Source organism: Rhodopseudomonas boonkerdii (assembly GCF_021184025.1).
In the GTDB taxonomy this organism is placed as follows: domain Bacteria; phylum Pseudomonadota; class Alphaproteobacteria; order Rhizobiales; family Xanthobacteraceae; genus Tardiphaga; species Tardiphaga boonkerdii.
In genome coordinates this window covers 3,305,034-3,321,534 of the sequence record NZ_CP036537.1, presented here as the reverse complement: position 1 = coordinate 3,321,534, position 16,501 = coordinate 3,305,034, and the positions used below count along the sequence as shown (strand labels likewise).

The following is a 16,501-nucleotide window of genomic DNA, read 5'->3' as shown; positions in this document are numbered from 1 at the left end:
ATGCGGCTATGCAGGCTTGAGGAGGATGTGCCGCTTCTTGCCGAGCGAGAGCTTGATGACGCCTTCCGGCGTCAGCTGATCCGGGGTCAGCAGCATCTTCTCGTCATTGACCGCCACGTCGTTGACGCGCAGTCCGCCACCCTTGATCTGGCGGCGTGCTTCGCCATTCGAGGCAACGAAGCCGGCATTGACGAAAGCCGCCAGGACGCCGATGCCGGCATCCAGTTCGGCGCGTGGAATATTGACGGTCGGAAGGCTCTCGGCCAGTGCGCCTTCCTCGAAGGTCTTTCGCGCCGTCTCGGCGGCAGCCTCTGCTGCATCGCGGCCGTGAACGACGGCGGTGGCTTCGGTCGCGAGGATCTTCTTTGCTTCGTTGATCTCCGCGCCGCCTAGCGCTGCAAGTCGTGCGATCTCGTCCAGCGGCAGGCGCGTGAACACCTTCAGGAATCGCCCGACATCGGCATCCTCAGTGTTGCGGAAGTATTGCCAGAAGTCATAGGGGCTGAATAAGTCGCCATTGAGCCAGACCGCGCCGGAGGCCGACTTACCCATCTTCTCGCCGGACGACTTCGTCAGCAGCGGCGTCGTCAGGGCATAGAGCTGCGGACCGCCCATGCGATGGCTGAGATCGACGCCATTGATGATGTTGCCCCACTGGTCTGAGCCGCCCATCTGCAGCAGCGTGCCGTATCGGCGGTTGAGTTCGACGAAGTCGTAGCCCTGCATGATCATGTAGTTGAATTCGAGGAACGACAGCGACTGGTCGCGGTCGAGGCGCAGCTTTACGCTGTCGAAGGACAGCATGCGGTTGACCGAGAAATGCCGGCCGACATCGCGCAGAAATTCGACATAGTTCAGCTTCAGCAGCCAGTCGGCATTGTTGACCATCAGCGCATCGGTCGGGCCATCGCCATAGCGCAGGATCTTGCCAAAAATCTTTTTGATACCTTCGATGTTCTCCGCGATCTTTTCGACCGTCAGCAGCTGGCGCTGGTCATCGCGGAACGAGGGATCGCCAACCATCGAGGTGCCGCCGCCCATCAGCGTGATCGGGCGATGTCCGGTCTGCTGGAACCAATACAGCATGGTCACCGAGATCAGATTGCCGATATGCAGGCTCGTGGCCGTCGCGTCATAGCCCACATAAGCCGTGACCGGTCCCTTGCAGCAGGCGGCATCCAGCGCGGCGGCATCGGAAACCTGATGGATCAGGCCACGGTCGTGCAGCACGTTGAGGAAATCGGACTTGTAGGTGGTCATCGGTGCAGGACTCGGATCTGAAGGTTTACGCCGCCTCAACAGATCGGCGGCATACTGGCCACGGCTGGACCGCGCCAGGGTGCCGTTTGGTATAAGATTGGGCGGTTCGGCACAAGTTTGGACCGAAATTCATGGGAGCTGACGTGACCGAGGTGTTGCGGGCGATCGGGCTGATGAGCGGAACCTCGTTGGACGGGGTCGATGTCGCCATGATCGAGACCGACGGTGAGGGGGTCATGGCTTTTGGCCCTTCTTTTTATCGGCCATATGGCGACGCTGAGCGAGCATTGCTGCGGCAGGCGCTGACCGATGCAGTCGGTCTAGCTGATCGCAATGCCCGGCCCGGTGTTCTCGCCGAGGCCGAGCGGATCGTCACGGCGATCCATGCTGACGCTGTCGAGGCCTTCTTGTCCGCGCACCAGATAGCACACGAAACCGTCGATCTTGTCGGCTTCCACGGTCAGACTGTTTTACATCGACCCGCGGACCGCCTGACAGTGCAGATCGGTGACGGCGAGGAGCTGTCCGCCCGCCTCGACCTTCCCGTCGTCTACGACATGCGGGCGGCGGATGTCGCCGCTGGCGGGCAGGGTGCCCCGCTGGTGCCGGTCTATCACCGCGCACTGGCGCGCGGTTTGGAGCGCAGTGGTCCGCTGGTCGTCGTCAACGTCGGCGGCGTGTCAAACATCACTTATATCGACGGTGACGACGTGCTGATCGCCTGCGACACCGGCCCCGGCAATGCGCTGCTCGATGATTTTGTGGCCCGGAGCACCGGGCAGCCTTTCGATGCCGACGGTGCGCTGGCTGCGCAGGGCCAGGTGGACGAAGCCTGGGTGGCACGCGCGCTACAGAATCCGTTCTTCAGCGCGGCGCCGCCGAAGTCGCTGGATCGCAACCACTTCGCTGCGCTGACGGTGGAAGGTAAGTCGCCGGCCGATGGCGCCGCGACACTCACTGCCTTCACCGCTGCGAGCATCGCAGCGATAGCCACGCTGCTGCCGGCACCGCCGCGTGCCTTCATCGTAGCCGGAGGCGGCGCGCGAAATCCGACCTTGCTGGCGATGCTGCGCGCCCGCGTCGCGCCTGCATCGGTCGAAAGCGCTGATGCGCTCGGCTGGTCTGCCGACGCCATGGAGGCGCAGGCTTTCGCTTTTCTCGCAGTCAGGAGTGCGAAGGGATTGCCGCTGACGTTTCCGGGCACGACAGGCGTCGCTGCTGCGCTGACAGGTGGCGTGCGCGCAGGCAGATCGCAGCACTAGCATCGCGATTCGTGGCAGCTTGCTATTCCAGCCTCTGCAGTGCCGAGGGCTCTCGCCGCCAACACCCGACCGTGATCAGGTCATGAATTCTCGTGTCGGTAACTTGCTGCCGTTAGGATTCATGTTCTGTTGCCCAAAACACACAGGCTGCAAATGATGGTGCGTCAATCGACCGCGGCCATTGTGCCGCACGGCCGTCGCCAACAGATTGACGCCGAGCGGCCGCGACGACCGGCCTGAATAGATGCGATGCCGATCGCGGAATGTCTCTGCGTTCGGTCTGCCGCGGGGGGAGCATCATGACGACGATCAAGCAGGCAATTCTAGGCTCGGCGGCGGTCCTGATGGCAACCGGCGGAGCGCAGGCGGCGGATCTTCCGGTCAAGGCCAAGGCCGTCGAGTATGTGAAAGTCTGCTCGCTCTATGGCGCAGGCTTCTACTACATTCCAGGCACCGACACCTGCATCAAGATCGGCGGCGCGATCCGTATCGATACGACGATCAACGGCGGCCCTTATGACGCGCCGTTCTGGCAGGGCGGCGCCGGCGGCAACAATCTCTGGACCAAGAACTACTACCTCACCCGCGAGCGCGTGAATCTGACTACGGATACGCGCACTGCCACGGAGTACGGCACGGTCCGTACCTATGCCAATTTCCAGCTCGATTTTACCCAGGACCGCGACAGCATCGCCGGCGGCTTCACCGAGGTCGATCTCGCTTTCATTCAGTTCGCAGGCTTCACCTTCGGCAAGGCGGTGTCGCAATTCGATCCGCAATGGGCGCTGACCAAGCCCTATATTTCGTCCGGCTTCCTGGCCGGCTCGAACAACACCACCGGCCTGCCGCAGATCGCCTATATGGCTGAATTCGGCAATGGTGTGTCGGCGTCGATCTCGCTCGAAAATGCCTCGCCCTATCGCAATGCCGGTCTCTACAACACGGCGAATTTCATCGTCGCGCCCGGCGCCGGCCAGTTCGGCAATCAGCTCTATGGCGTGTCGTCCTACACCTTCCTCGGCAACTCCTATGGCGGCAACCACATTCCCGATATCGTCGGCAATGTGCGTCTCGATCAGAAGTGGGGCTCGCTGCATTTCGGCGCAGCCATGCATGCGATTACGCCGGGCTTCTATGGGGCGACCGAAGCGACGGGTCATGCTGACGATTCGTACGGCTTCGCCGTCACGGGTGCCGTCGAGTTCAAGAACCTGCCGACTGGCGCCAGCGACAGCCTGAAGATCGAAACCTCTTACGGCAAAGGCGCGACGAAGTATGTCTTCGGTGGCGGCACGCTCGACACGCAGGGCGGCGGTCGTTTTGCCAAGTTCGACGGCAACACCGTCGGCTTCGGCTATCTGCTCGATGGTGTGTTCGGCACCAATGGCCAGATCCAGCAGGCCGAGACCTGGCAGGTCAGCGCCTTCTACGAGCACTACTGGAACACGGCGTGGCGTACGTCGCTGTTCGGCAACTACAGCCACATCTCCTACGGGGACGGCGGCAATGCGCTGCTCGCGACGGCATTCGGGCCGGGGCTGGGCGGCGGGCGGCTCGGCACAAGTACTGCGGCCGCGCCGACGGGCACGAATGCGGGCAGCATTTCTGGCACCACGAACAATTTCGATTTCGCCATCGCCCAGATCGGCACGCGGACCGCGTGGACGCCGGTGAAGAACCTGACCCTGTCGGCCGAGTTCACCTATACGCGCCTCGATCAGAATCTCGGTGGCATCTATACGGGTAATGTCAGCGGCAAGCCGGCGGGGCAGGCTTACGAGATCAAGGACCAGAACCTGTACAACGGTTCGGTGCAGATCCTGCGGTCGTTCTGATTGAAACAAAAAAGCCCCCGGCTGAAAGGCCGAGGGCTTTTTCTGTAGAGCGGGTTACGCCTTCGGCTCATCCGCCCCTATGTTTACCTCACATTGGCTAGGCGCATGTCGAGATAGCTGGTCACCGATTCCATCAGCGGCTCGAGCTTGTTGTCGAAGAAGTGGTTGGCGCCGGGAATGACCTGCTGGTCGATCACGATGCCCTTCTGCGTCTTCAGCTTCTCGACCAGCGTGTTGACGTCCTTGGCAGGCACCACGGCGTCCTTGTCGCCGTGTACGATCAGGCCAGAAGACGGGCAGGGCGCAAGGAACGAGAAGTCATAGAGATTGGCCGGCGGCGCGATCGAAATGAAGCCTTCGACTTCCGGACGGCGCATCAGAAGCTGCATGCCGATCCAGGCGCCGAAGGAAAAGCCGGCGACCCAGCAGGCGCGTGCCTCGGGATTGATTGACTGTGCCCAGTCGAGTGCCGCTGCGGCGTCCGAGAGCTCGCCCGTTCCGTGGTCGAACGAGCCCTGGCTGCGTCCGACGCCGCGGAAGTTGAAACGCAGCACCGAGAAGCCGCGATGCACGAACGCATAATAGCACTGATAGACGATCTGGTGGTTCATCGTGCCCGCGAATTGCGGGTGCGGATGCAGCACCATCGCGATCGGCGCATTCTTCTGCTTGGCAGGGTGGTAGCGGCCTTCGATACGGCCGGCGGGGCCTGCGAAAATAACTTCGGGCATTGTGATCCTTGTCCCGTTCCCGGCGCGGTCGGCTGGCCTCGCTGTGGCGTGGCGCTAGCTCTCGCGCCCCTTGAGACGGGCGATCGACACCGCCGGAGGCGGCGCCGGGTGGAGTGGAGGCCGCGTTCTACCACAAGCGCAGGGGCAAAAAGCAAGCATATTGAACGGTTCGAGGTAGGTCCGGACGCGCATTCGCCTCCAACTTGGTCTAAGAGACGCGATTGGGATTGAAGGAGATCAGGATTGGCGCGGCCGCGTGTTTATCTCGACTGGAACGCCACCACTCCGCTGCGCGATGAGGCACGGGCGGCGATGCTGGCTGCGATGGATGCGGTCGGGAACCCGTCCTCGGTGCATGCGGAAGGCCGTCAGGCGCGGCGGCTCGTGGAGGATGCCCGCGCGGCCGTCGCCGCAGCGGTGGGTGCCGAGGCGCGGCAGGTCGTGTTCACCTCCGGTGGAACTGAAGCCAATGTGCAGGCACTGGCGCCCGGTGCGACCCGTAAGGGTGGCGTGCCGGCGGAAAGGTTGATCGTATCCGCCGTGGAGCACCCGTCCGTGATGGCCGCAGGACGATTTTCTCCGGAGGCGGTGACGGTTTTGGCGGTTGATCGGAACGGGATCGTCGATCCCGACCGCTTGCGGACGTTGCTGGCGGGAGGACGGCCGGCGCTGGTGTCGGTGATGGCGGCGAATAATGAGACCGGAGCGCTGCAGCCGATTGGCGGGATTGCTGAAATTGTGCATGACGCCGGCGGCTTGCTGCATGTGGACGCTGTGCAGGCGTTTGGAAAAATTCCAATCGATATCAATGAATTGCGGGCCGATCTTCTGTCGATTTCGGCGCACAAGATCGGCGGTCCCAAGGGTGTCGGGGCGCTGGTGATCGGCGACGGTCTGACCGGTCCACAGCCGCTGCTGCGCGGCGGCGGGCAGGAGCTGTCGCGCCGGGCCGGGACCGAAAATGTCATCGGAATCAGCGGTTTCGGAGCCGCCGCCAGGGCGGCCCTCTCCGGCTTGCCAGAGATGGCGAAAGTCGATGAATTGCGCAGAATCCTTGAGGCCGGCTTGCGGCAGCACAATGACGTCATTGTGTTCGCGGAGGATGCCCCGCGCCTGCCAAACACCGTCCTGTTCGGCGCTCCCGGTTTGCGCGCGGAGACCGCCGTCATTGGATTTGATCTCGAAGGTATCGCGGTATCGTCAGGGTCCGCCTGTTCTTCTGGTAAGGTTCAGCCGTCCCATGTTGTCGAGGCGATGGGTTTCGGGCCGGAACTAACCCGCAGCGCGATTCGCATCAGCCTGGGCTGGTCGACCACGGAAGCGGACATTGATCGGTGCCTACAGGCTTGGAAAAAGCTCGCGGGATCATTAATTAAGCAGAGCGACGAAACAGAGGTTGAACGGTTCTAAGGCTGGTGATTTTCCCGCCGGAACGTCGTAAAGACCCCCGCAAGTTCTGAATTTGGTTTGGGTATGTCCACCGTGGTCCTTGAAACCGCGAGCGGAGGATTGAATGGCTGCCGTACAAGAGACGATCGATCAGGTCCGCCTCATCGATGTCGATCAATATCGTTATGGGTTCGAGACCAACATCGAATCCGAGCTCGCTCCGAAGGGGCTGAGCGAAGACATCGTCCGTTATATTTCCGCGAAGAAGAATGAGCCCGCGTGGATGCTGGAATGGCGCCTGGAGGCCTATCGCCGCTGGCTGACCATGGAAGAGCCCACCTGGGCGCGCGTGGAATATCCGAAGATCGACTTCCAGGACATTCACTACTACGCAGCGCCGAAGAAGAAGTCGATCGCGTCGCTGGACGAGATCGATCCGGAAATCCTGAAGACCTATGAGAAGCTCGGCATTCCGCTGCGTGAAGTTGCGATGCTGGAAGGCGTCGAGCCGCAGCCGGGCGAGCAGGATGAGGGCAAGCGCAAGATCGCCGTCGACGCCGTGTTCGACTCGGTCTCGGTCGCAACCACGTTCCAGGCCGAGCTGAAGAAGGCCGGCGTGATCTTCATGCCGATCTCGGAAGCCATCCGCGAACATCCCGAACTCGTGCAGAAATATCTCGGCTCGGTGGTCCCGACCTCGGATAACTTCTACGCCACGCTGAATTCGGCCGTGTTCTCCGACGGCTCCTTCGTCTACATCCCGCCGGGCGTGAAGTGCCCGATGGAGCTGTCGACCTATTTCCGCATCAACGAGCGCAACACCGGCCAGTTCGAGCGCACGCTGATCATCGCCGACAAGGGCTCCTACGTCTCCTATCTCGAAGGCTGCACGGCGCCGCAGCGCGACGAGAACCAGCTCCACGCCGCCGTGGTCGAACTCGTCGCGCTCGACGATGCCGAAATCAAGTATTCGACGGTGCAGAACTGGTATCCGGGCAATTCGGAAGGCAAGGGCGGCATCTACAATTTCGTCACCAAGCGTGGCGACTGCCGCGGCGACAATTCGAAGATCTCCTGGACCCAGGTCGAGACCGGTTCGGCCATCACCTGGAAGTATCCGAGCTGCATTCTCCGCGGTGACAACTCCCGCGGCGAGTTCTATTCGATCGCGATTTCGAACGGCTATCAGCAGGTCGATAGCGGCACCAAGATGATCCATCTCGGCAACAACACCACGAGCCGGATCATTTCCAAGGGTATCGCGGCCGGCAAGTCGCAGAACACCTATCGCGGCCTCGTCACGGCGAACCGCAAGGCGAAGAACGCCCGTAACTTCACGGCCTGTGACTCGCTCCTGATCGGCGACCAGTGCGGCGCGCATACGGTGCCTTACATCGAGGCGAAGAACTCGTCGGCGCTGTTCGAGCACGAAGCGACCACCTCGAAGATCTCGGAAGATGTGCTGTTCTACTGCATCCAGCGCGGCCTGAGCCAGGAAGAGGCCGTCGGCCTCGTGGTCAACGGCTTCGTCAAGGACGTGCTGCAGCAGCTGCCGATGGAGTTCGCGGTCGAAGCGCAGAAGCTGATCTCGATCTCGCTCGAAGGCAGCGTCGGTTAAGTCACGCACAGGTCCTCATCCTGATGAAGGATGAGCTGGAAGACACTGTTTCGGTCCGTCCTTCGAGACGCGCGCAAGAGCGCGCTCCTCAGGACGAGAGCCAGTACACAAGGAAAACGAAAATGCCCGCTCTGCTCGAAGTGAAGAACCTGCAAGTCCGTGTCGAGGATCGCGAGATTCTCCATGGGCTCACCATGACCGTGAATGCCGGCGAGGTGCATGCCATCATGGGCCCGAACGGCTCGGGCAAGTCGACCCTCAGCCATGTCATCGCCGGCAAGCCGGGCTATGAAGTCACCGGCGGCGAGATCCTGTTCAAGGGCGAAGACCTGCTCGAGATGGAGCCGGACGAGCGCGCCGCCAAGGGCGTATTCCTGGCGTTCCAGTATCCGGTGGAAATCCCCGGCGTCGCCACCATGACCTTCCTGCGCACCGCCCTGAACGCACAGCGCAAGGCGCGCGGCGAGGACGAGTTCTCGACGCCGGACTTCCTGAAGAAGGTGCGCGAAGTCGCCGCCTCGCTGAACATCCCGCAGGACATGCTCCGCCGCGGCGTCAATGTGGGCTTCTCCGGTGGCGAGAAGAAGCGCAACGAGGTGCTGCAGATGGCGCTGTTCCAGCCGAGCCTCTGCATCCTTGACGAAATGGATTCGGGCCTCGACATCGACGCGCTGCGCATCGCCTCGGAAGGCGTCAACGCGCTGCGCTCGTCGGATCGCGCCATGGTGGTCATCACCCACTATCAGCGCCTGCTGAACTACATCGTGCCGGACCACGTGCATGTGATGTCCAAGGGCCGCGTGGTGAAATCCGGCGGCAAGGAACTGGCGCTGGAGCTCGAAGCTTCGGGTTATGCGCAGTATGAAGACGCTGCTGCCTGAGTGAGATCGTCATGAATGTAGCTGTAGCAAAGACCACGACGGGCGCGACGCTGGACGGCACCTTTGCCGCTGCGCGCGGTCGTCTGCCTGGCACCGGGTCCGTCACCGAGACGCGCCAGCGTGCCTTCGATGCGTTTACTGTCGGCGGCCTGCCGACCCGCCGCGTCGAGGAATGGAAGTATACGGACCTGCGCCGTCTGCTCGGCGATGTCGCGCCGCTCGCTGCCGCGCCGGATGCGGCCACGCTGGCCGAGGCGCGTGCGGCCGTGGCAGCGCTGAAGGATGGCGATACGCAGAAGCTGGTGCTGGTCGATGGCGTGTTCGCCGCCGACCTCTCCGATCTCGCGACCGAGAACGGCGTCACTGTGCATCTGCTCAGCGCCGTGCTGGCGAACGAGGCGAACCCCGCCCGCGCCGATCTGCTGCTGAGCAAGGTCAATGACGTGATGTTGTCGCTCAATGCGGCCTTCGCGACCGATGGCCTGGTGATCGGCGTTGCCGATGGCACCGAGCTGACGAAGCCGCTGCAGATCGTGCATGTGGCGACCAGGCCCCATGCGGCATCCTTCACGCGTTCGCTGGTCCAGATCGGCCACAAGGCCAAGGCCACGCTGGTCGAGACCTTCGTCGCCACCGAGGCCGCCAAGGCCTATCAGGTTCACGATACGACCGTGATCTGGGTCGGCGATGACAGCGACTTGCAGCATGTACGGGTGATGGAAGACGCCATCGATGCCGCCAGCATCGCCAGCGCCATCGTCACTGTTGGCGCGCGGACGAAGTTCAACACCTTCAGCCTGACCACTGGTGGCGCCGTCAGCCGCTATCAGAGTTTTATCACGCTGGCGGGCGAGGGCAGCGAGCTCTCTACCAACAGCATTCATCTGCTGCGTGGGCAGCAGCATGGCGATTGCACCTTCGTCATCGACCACGCCACGCCGGGGTGTCTGAGCCGAGAAAACTTCCGTGCCGTGCTCGACGAGCGCGCGCATTCGGTGTTTCAGGGCAAGATCAACGTGCATCAGATCGCCCAGCAGACCGATGGCAAGATGATGTCGCGTGCGCTGTTGCTCTCGGATGATGCCGAGATCGACAACAAGCCCGAACTCGAAATCTTCGCCGACGATGTACAGTGCGGTCATGGTGCTACGGTCGGCGCGCTGGATGACAGCCTGCTGTTCTATTTGCGTGCCCGCGGCCTTCCCGAGAAGGAAGCGCAGGCGCTGCTGATCCAGGCTTTCGTGGGTGAAGCGCTGGAATCCATCGTCAATGACGACCTGCGGGACGTCGCCATCGGCGCCGCCGAACGCTGGCTGGGGACGCGTGCATGAGTGACCATCCAGCGGTGATCAACGGCTCCTATGACGTCGAGCTGATCCGCAAGGATTTCCCGGCGCTGGCGATGCAGGTCTATGGCAAGCCGCTGGTCTATCTCGACAACGCGGCCTCGGCGCAGAAGCCGAATGCCGTACTCGATCGCATGACGGAAGCCTACAAGTCCGAATATGCCAACGTGCATCGCGGACTGCATTACCTGGCCAATGCCGCCACCGAAGCCTATGAGGGCGCGCGCATCAAGGTTCAGCACTATCTCAATGCGAGGCGTCCGGAAGAGATCATCTTCACACGCAACGCCACCGATGCGCTCAACACTGTGGCAGCAGCCTTCGGTGGCGAGAACATCCAGGAAGGCGACGAGATCGTGGTCTCCATCATGGAGCACCATTCGAACATCGTGCCATGGCACTTTTTGCGCGAGCGACAGGGCGCTGTGATCAAGTGGGCGCCGGTCGACGACGAGGGCAATTTCCTCATCGGCGAATTCGAGAAGCTGCTGACCGATCGCACCAAGATCGTTGCCATCACGCAGATGTCGAATGCGCTCGGCACCCGCGTGCCGGTGAAGGAAGTGACTGCGATCGCGCACGCGCGCGGCATTCCGGTGCTGGTGGACGGCAGCCAGGCTGCGGTGCATGGCACGGTGGACGTGCAGGACATCGATTGCGACTTCTACGTCTTCACCGGCCACAAGCTGTACGGCCCGACGGGCATCGGCGTCCTCTATGGCAAGTATGACCGGCTCGTCGCCATGCGGCCCTATGCCGGCGGCGGCGAGATGATCCGCGAGGTCTCGCGCGATTGGGTGACCTATGGAGACCCCCCGCACAAGTTCGAAGCGGGGACGCCGATGATCGTCGAGGCGATCGGCCTCGGCGCGGCCATCGATTATGTGAACTCGATCGGCCGCGAACGTATCGCCGCGCATGAGCATGACCTTCTGACCTATGCGGAAGGCAAGCTGCGCGAAATCAATTCGCTGCGCATCTTCGGCTCGGCGAAGGACAAGGGGCCGGTCATTTCGTTCGAGCTCAAGGGCGCCCATGCCCATGACGTGGCGACGGTGATCGACCGCCAGGGCATTGCGGTGCGTGCCGGCACCCATTGCGTGATGCCGCTTCTGGAACGATTCAATGTCACGGCCACCTGTCGCGCATCGTTCGGACTGTATAATACCCGCGAAGAAATCGATCATCTCGCGCAGGCGTTGATCAAGGCACGGGAGCTTTTCGCATGAGTGACACCGCAGAGGCGAAGACGCCGGACATGCAGACCGTCTCCGCGCTGGATCCGGCTGAAACCGAGCGCATGGGCACGGAGATCGTCGCCGCACTGAAGACTGTGTTCGATCCGGAAATCCCGGCCGACATCTATGAACTCGGCCTGATCTACAAGGTCGATATCAAGGACGATCGCGGCATCGACATCGACATGACGCTGACGACGCCGAACTGCCCGGCGGCGGAGGAGCTGCCGACCATGGTCGAGAATGCCGTGGCCAGCGTGCCGGGCGCCGGCATCGTCAAGGTCAATATCGTCTGGGAGCCGACCTGGACGCCGGACCGGATGAGCGACGAGGCCCGCCTCGTGCTCAATATGTGGTGAAGGCTGTCGTGCCGAAGCTGAACGGGGTTATCGAGACAGCACTCTATGTCGATGACCTCGATCGCGCACGGGGATTCTACCAGGGCGTGCTGGGACTTGTGCCGCTCACCAGTGATACGCGATTTGTTGCTTATGATATCGGTGGCCGCAATGTGTTGCTGCTGTTTCATCGGGGCTCCACGCTGGAGACGGTTCGTCTGCCGGGCGGCACCATTCCGCCACACGACGGCAACGGCCCGGTTCATGTGGGCTTTGCCATCGCGGCTGATGACTTGCCGGCTTGGGAGGAGCGGCTCAGCGCGCATGACATCGCGATCGAGGGCAGGACCGATTGGCCCCGCGGCGGACGTAGCATCTACTTTCGCGATCCCGACCAGCATCTGCTGGAGTTGCTGACACCGGGTGTGTGGACGGTCTACTAACCGGGGAATGGTCGAATGATGGAAGCGGAATTCCCGTGTGAGGCCTTCACAGCAGGAATTTCGTGATTAATTTAGACGCATGATGATCGCCGGTGCACGGCGAGAGGAGATGGGTTTCATGAATATCCCCGTGCAGGAGGTCTCCAAGCCCAAGCCGCGTCCGCGGCCGCAGGTGATGCGCCTGACGGACGCCGCGGCGGCGCGTGTGCTGGAGCTGACCAGGCGCGCGGATTCCGAGATCATCGGCTTGCGGGTCGGCATCAAGAACGGCGGCTGCGCCGGCCAGTCCTACACCGTCGAATATGCCCATGACGTGAAGCCGACCGACGAGGTCGTCGAGGACAAGGGCGTCAAGATCCTGGTCGATCCCAAGGCCGTGCTGTTCCTGCTCGGCACCGAGATGGACTACAAGACCGACAAGATGCAGGCGCAGTTCGTGTTCAACAACCCGAACCAGATCAGCGCATGCGGCTGCGGCGAGTCCGTGCAATTGCAGCCGGCGAAGGTGGATTGAACACGTAGGGCGGATTAGCGAAGCGTAATCCGCCGTTCTTCGCCACATGTTCTCGGCCGGCGGATTACGCCTTCGGCTAATCCGCCCTACGGCGGCGTTCCATGTTACACTCCCCCCATGGACCGCGACTTCCTCTCCGAACTGTTCGCCGGCTTCGGGCCGGTGACCATTCGCCGGATGTTTTCCGGCTTCGGCGTTTCCGCTGACGGCATCAATTTCGCACTGGTGCTGCGCGGGGCGATCTATCTGCGCGCCGACGAGAACTCGATTCCGCGTTTCGAGAGCGAGGGCTCGCAGTGCTTTCAGTATGAGATGAAGGGCAAGCTGCGGATGATCGCGTCCTATTGGCGCTTGCCAGAGCGGCTCTATGACGATCCCGACGAAGTGACGGGGTGGGCGCGCACGGCGCATGCCGCGGCGATACGGGCGGCGCTGGCGAAGACCAGCAAGAAGAAAGCAGCAAAGAAGAAAGGCGCCAAGAAGACTTCCAAGCGAAAACCTGCAGCGGGACAGAAGGTCGCGAAGCCTCCGGCTAAAGCCAAGAAGAAAACGAAGAAAGCCAAGTAACTCCGTCCGCATCCTGAGGAGCCGCGCAGCGGCGTCTCGAAGGATGGCGGTATGCTCGCAGCCAGGCCAGCTCGTGGTTCGAGACGCGGCCTGCGGCCGCTCCCCACCATGAGGGGGCGCACGTTCCTCACCATGAGGGACGGATTGAGGCTACGCCACCTGGAACGTGATCTCGTTCTGATATTCCGGATCGACTTCGCAGATCACGCGGTTGCGGCCGTTGCGCTTGGCTGCGTAAAGGCAGGCGTCGGCGCGGCCGATGAGCGAATCCATGTCGTCGCTGCTCGCCAGCATGGAGACGCCGATGGAGATGGTGACGCGGCCGAGAATCTCGCCGGTCGATTTCTTCTTCAGCTCCTTCGACATCACGGCGCGGCGGATGTGATCGGCCACTGTCAATGCCTGGCGTAGCGGCGTGTTCGGCAGCACCACGGCGAATTCCTCGCCGCCGTAGCGGGCGGTGATGTCCTGACCCTTGATGGTCTGCTTCAGCGACATGCCGACAAGACGCAGAACCTGGTCGCCGGTGAGATGACCGTAATTGTCGTTGAACGACTTGAAGTGATCGATGTCGAGCATCAGCAGCGACAGCGGCTCGCCGCGTTCTTGCGCGATCTCGATCGCGGCCATCAGTGCGCGGTCGAAATATTTGCGATTGCCGAGCGCGGTGAGGGGATCGGTCAGGCTTTCGGCACGGATGGCTTCGAGACTCTGCTGCAACACGCTGACTTCGCCGCGCGAGAACAGCAGGCGCTCTTCGAGCGCCTTGTTGGTGTCGTGCGCCTCGCGTGTGGATTTCACCAGGCTTTCGATCACAGCCTTGATGGCGCCGGGATCGCGGGCGACCGCGAGCTGCTTGCCGACCCCGGCCAGACTCGTATTGAAATCGACGGTCATATTGAGCGCATCGTTGATCAGCGTCATCACGTCGTCGATCTCGCCGATGACGCGGGCGCCGACCTGATCGATGCGATCGGTGACACGCGCCTGGGAAAGATAGGTGTCGTGGATCTGGTCGAGATCGGCGTCGCTGAGGCGACCGTTGCGCGCCAGCGTCTCGTTGATCACCTTGTTGAGCGCCGGATTGTAGCCGGTCGCATAGACGTACCAGATCTCGTAATTGCGCGGGATCGCGGGCTGGCGCAGCGAGCGGATCTGCCCGAGCGCGATGTCGGCGAAGGCCAATGTGCGTTCAAGATCGTCGAGGCTTGCGGTCACGTCATGTGTCCCCAAGCGGCGCTGCATTGCGCCGCCCTCACTTGCGAAATGTCACAAAATATCTGGTGACACTAGGGGGCGTGTGTGAATCGCAGGTAAACGCGTGCTGAAAATGCTACCTACGCGCGTGCCCGGACGGGGCGCAGCAGGAAGGCCGGCAGATGCGAGTGGTCGCCCGGCTCGAAGTCCTCCTCGCGGCGCGGACGCGGCGCCTGCGGACGTCCGATGGAGGGCGGTTGCGAGGTGCCATAAGAGGCGACCGCGGGCTGCGGGCCACTGCCGCGATCCTCGCTTGGGCGACGATCGCGGTCGCGGCGCGGTTTGCGCTCGCGCGGGGCTTCGCTTGTCGGCGAACGGGACTCCGGCGCGCGGGCTTCGCGCTCCGGACGGGCCGAACGCTCGCCACGGCGACCGTCGCGGCGGCCGCGGCCACCATCCTCATTGGCTTCGCGATTGCCGCTGCGGCGGCGGTTCGAGCGCGGCGCTTCCGCGGCTTCGCTCTCGTCCTCGGCCGGCAGGGCGTCGAGGGCGGCGCTTTCGTGCTTGGCGATGCTCTGGCCGATCAGCTTCTCGACCGCCTGGATGGACTTCTGGTCCGACGGCGACACCAGCGAGATCGCAGTGCCGCTGCGGCCGGCGCGGCCGGTGCGGCCGATACGGTGGACGTAGTCGTCGGAGTGATGCGGGATATCGAAATTGAAGACGTGGCTCACCGCGGGAATGTCGAGACCGCGGGCAGCGACGTCGGAAGCGACGAGGAGCGGCAGCTCGCCCTTGCGGAACTGATCCAGCGCGGCCAGGCGGGCGGACTGCTCCATGTCGCCATGGAGGGCGCCGACAGCGAAGCCGTGCTTCTGCAGGGATTTGGCGAGCTGCGCGACCTCGCGCTTGCGGTTGCAGAAGATGATCGCATTCTTGAGGTCTTCGGCCTCGCGCAGCAAGGTGCGGAGCACTTCGCGCTTCTGCCAGTCGTTGCGGGAGACGGCAACCTGGGACTGGGTGATGGTGGCGGCGGCGGTCGCCGGCTTGGCGACCTCGATCTTCACCGGATTGTGCAGGAAGGTCTCGGTGATGCGGCGGATTTCCGGCGGCATGGTGGCCGTGAGGAACAGCGTCTGGCGGGTGAACGGCACCAGCTTGCAGATGCGCTCGATGTCCGGGATGAAACCCATATCGAGCATGCGGTCGGCTTCGTCGATCACCAGCAGTTCGACGCCGGTGAGCAGGAGACCGCCGCGCTCGGTGTGGTCGAGCAGGCGGCCCGGGGTGGCGATGAGGACGTCGACGCCGCGGGTCAGCTTCATGTCCTGGTCGCCGAACGAGACGCCGCCGATCAGCAGCGCGACGTTGAGCTTCTGGCCGGCGCCGTATTTGTCGAACTGCTCCTTCACCTGTGCGGCGAGTTCGCGAGTCGGCTCGAGAATCAGCGTGCGCGGCATGCGGGCCCGGGCGCGGCCCTTTTCGAGCAAAGTGAGCATCGGCAGCACGAAGGCTGCGGTCTTGCCGGTGCCGGTCTGGGCGATGCCGAGCACGTCCTTGCGTGCCAGAACATGGGGAATCGCCTGTTCCTGAATGGGGGTGGGGGTGGTGTAGCCAGCGGCCGTGACGGCGGCGAGAACCTTGTCGGACAGGCCGAGATTGGAAAAGGACATTGAGCCTCTGTTATGGGGCCATGATGCTATCGAGTAACGGGATATCGCTCATTCGATGCCGTATCGAGATCATGCCTCTGGTCGAAACCGCCGCTAGGATTCTCGGAAAAACCATCACGCCCACCCCCGGAGCGGCACGCAAACATGCACGGGGATCGCTGGGCGCTGACAGGCGGCTTACTCAAGATATCGCGTTTCGATACCGGGCC

At 62.7% G+C, this 16,501-nt stretch carries 15 protein-coding genes; 11 read left to right on the top strand and 4 right to left on the bottom strand.

Features of this window, described 5'->3' with window-relative positions; genetic code table 11:
• Positions 1-6 precede the first annotated feature (6 nt).
• Complete coding sequence (gene tyrS / locus E0H22_RS15175) at positions 7-1,260, bottom strand: tyrosine--tRNA ligase (RefSeq protein ID WP_233021844.1); 1,254 nt, start codon at positions 1,258-1,260, stop codon at positions 7-9.
• Positions 1,261-1,391: 131 nt separating this feature from the next.
• Here tyrS and E0H22_RS15170 point away from each other — a divergent pair, with 131 nt between their 5' ends.
• Both E0H22_RS15170 and E0H22_RS15165 read left to right on the top strand, forming a co-directional pair.
• Positions 1,392-2,522 carry an anhydro-N-acetylmuramic acid kinase gene (locus E0H22_RS15170; RefSeq protein ID WP_233021843.1) on the top strand — a complete coding sequence of 377 codons (1,131 nt, stop codon included), beginning with the start codon at positions 1,392-1,394 and terminating at the stop codon, positions 2,520-2,522.
• Positions 2,523-2,821: 299 nt separating this feature from the next.
• Complete coding sequence (locus E0H22_RS15165) at positions 2,822-4,357, top strand: porin (RefSeq protein ID WP_233021842.1); 1,536 nt, start codon at positions 2,822-2,824, stop codon at positions 4,355-4,357.
• Positions 4,358-4,440: 83 nt separating this feature from the next.
• Here the strand turns inward: E0H22_RS15165 and E0H22_RS15160 are convergent, their stop codons facing one another.
• The gene (locus E0H22_RS15160; protein WP_233021841.1) at positions 4,441-5,088 is read right to left on the bottom strand and encodes an alpha/beta hydrolase; all 648 of its coding nucleotides are present in this window, start codon (positions 5,086-5,088) and stop codon (positions 4,441-4,443) included.
• A gap of 243 nt (positions 5,089-5,331) precedes the next feature.
• Between E0H22_RS15160 and E0H22_RS15155 the strand changes: the two genes are divergently transcribed.
• From E0H22_RS15155 to E0H22_RS15115, 9 genes are all read left to right on the top strand, one after another.
• Entirely contained in the window at positions 5,332-6,498 is a 1,167-nt protein-coding gene (locus E0H22_RS15155; protein WP_233021840.1) for a cysteine desulfurase family protein, read from the top strand.
• Between the two features lie 103 nt (positions 6,499-6,601).
• The gene (sufB, locus tag E0H22_RS15150) at positions 6,602-8,095 is read left to right on the top strand and encodes a Fe-S cluster assembly protein SufB (RefSeq protein ID WP_233021839.1); all 1,494 of its coding nucleotides are present in this window, start codon (positions 6,602-6,604) and stop codon (positions 8,093-8,095) included.
• A gap of 122 nt (positions 8,096-8,217) precedes the next feature.
• A complete protein-coding gene (gene sufC / locus E0H22_RS15145) occupies positions 8,218-8,976 on the top strand; it encodes a Fe-S cluster assembly ATPase SufC (protein ID WP_233021838.1) in 759 nt (252 codons plus the stop codon).
• Positions 8,977-8,987: 11 nt separating this feature from the next.
• Positions 8,988-10,307 (top strand): Fe-S cluster assembly protein SufD, encoded by a 1,320-nt coding sequence (sufD, locus tag E0H22_RS15140; protein WP_233021837.1) that lies wholly within the window; start codon positions 8,988-8,990, stop codon positions 10,305-10,307.
• Complete coding sequence (locus E0H22_RS15135; RefSeq protein WP_233021836.1) at positions 10,304-11,551, top strand: cysteine desulfurase; 1,248 nt, start codon at positions 10,304-10,306, stop codon at positions 11,549-11,551. Before sufD ends, E0H22_RS15135 begins: the two co-directional genes overlap by 4 nt.
• Positions 11,548-11,919 carry an SUF system Fe-S cluster assembly protein gene (locus E0H22_RS15130; protein ID WP_233021835.1) on the top strand — a complete coding sequence of 124 codons (372 nt, stop codon included), beginning with the start codon at positions 11,548-11,550 and terminating at the stop codon, positions 11,917-11,919. Before E0H22_RS15135 ends, E0H22_RS15130 begins: the two co-directional genes overlap by 4 nt.
• Positions 11,920-11,927: 8 nt before the next feature.
• Complete coding sequence (locus E0H22_RS15125; protein ID WP_233021834.1) at positions 11,928-12,341, top strand: VOC family protein; 414 nt, start codon at positions 11,928-11,930, stop codon at positions 12,339-12,341.
• 118 nt (positions 12,342-12,459) lie between these two features.
• Entirely contained in the window at positions 12,460-12,855 is a 396-nt protein-coding gene (locus E0H22_RS15120) for a HesB/IscA family protein (RefSeq protein WP_233021833.1), read from the top strand.
• A gap of 117 nt (positions 12,856-12,972) precedes the next feature.
• Positions 12,973-13,422 (top strand): TfoX/Sxy family protein, encoded by a 450-nt coding sequence (locus E0H22_RS15115; protein ID WP_233021832.1) that lies wholly within the window; start codon positions 12,973-12,975, stop codon positions 13,420-13,422.
• 150 nt (positions 13,423-13,572) lie between these two features.
• Here E0H22_RS15115 and E0H22_RS15110 read toward each other — a convergent pair whose 3' ends face one another.
• Positions 13,573-14,640 (bottom strand): GGDEF domain-containing protein, encoded by a 1,068-nt coding sequence (locus tag E0H22_RS15110; RefSeq protein WP_233021831.1) that lies wholly within the window; start codon positions 14,638-14,640, stop codon positions 13,573-13,575.
• Between the two features lie 119 nt (positions 14,641-14,759).
• Positions 14,760-16,292: a DEAD/DEAH box helicase gene (locus E0H22_RS15105; protein ID WP_233021830.1), complete on the bottom strand. Its 1,533-nt coding sequence runs from the start codon at positions 16,290-16,292 to the stop codon at positions 14,760-14,762.
• Between the last annotated feature and the right edge of the window lie 209 nt (positions 16,293-16,501).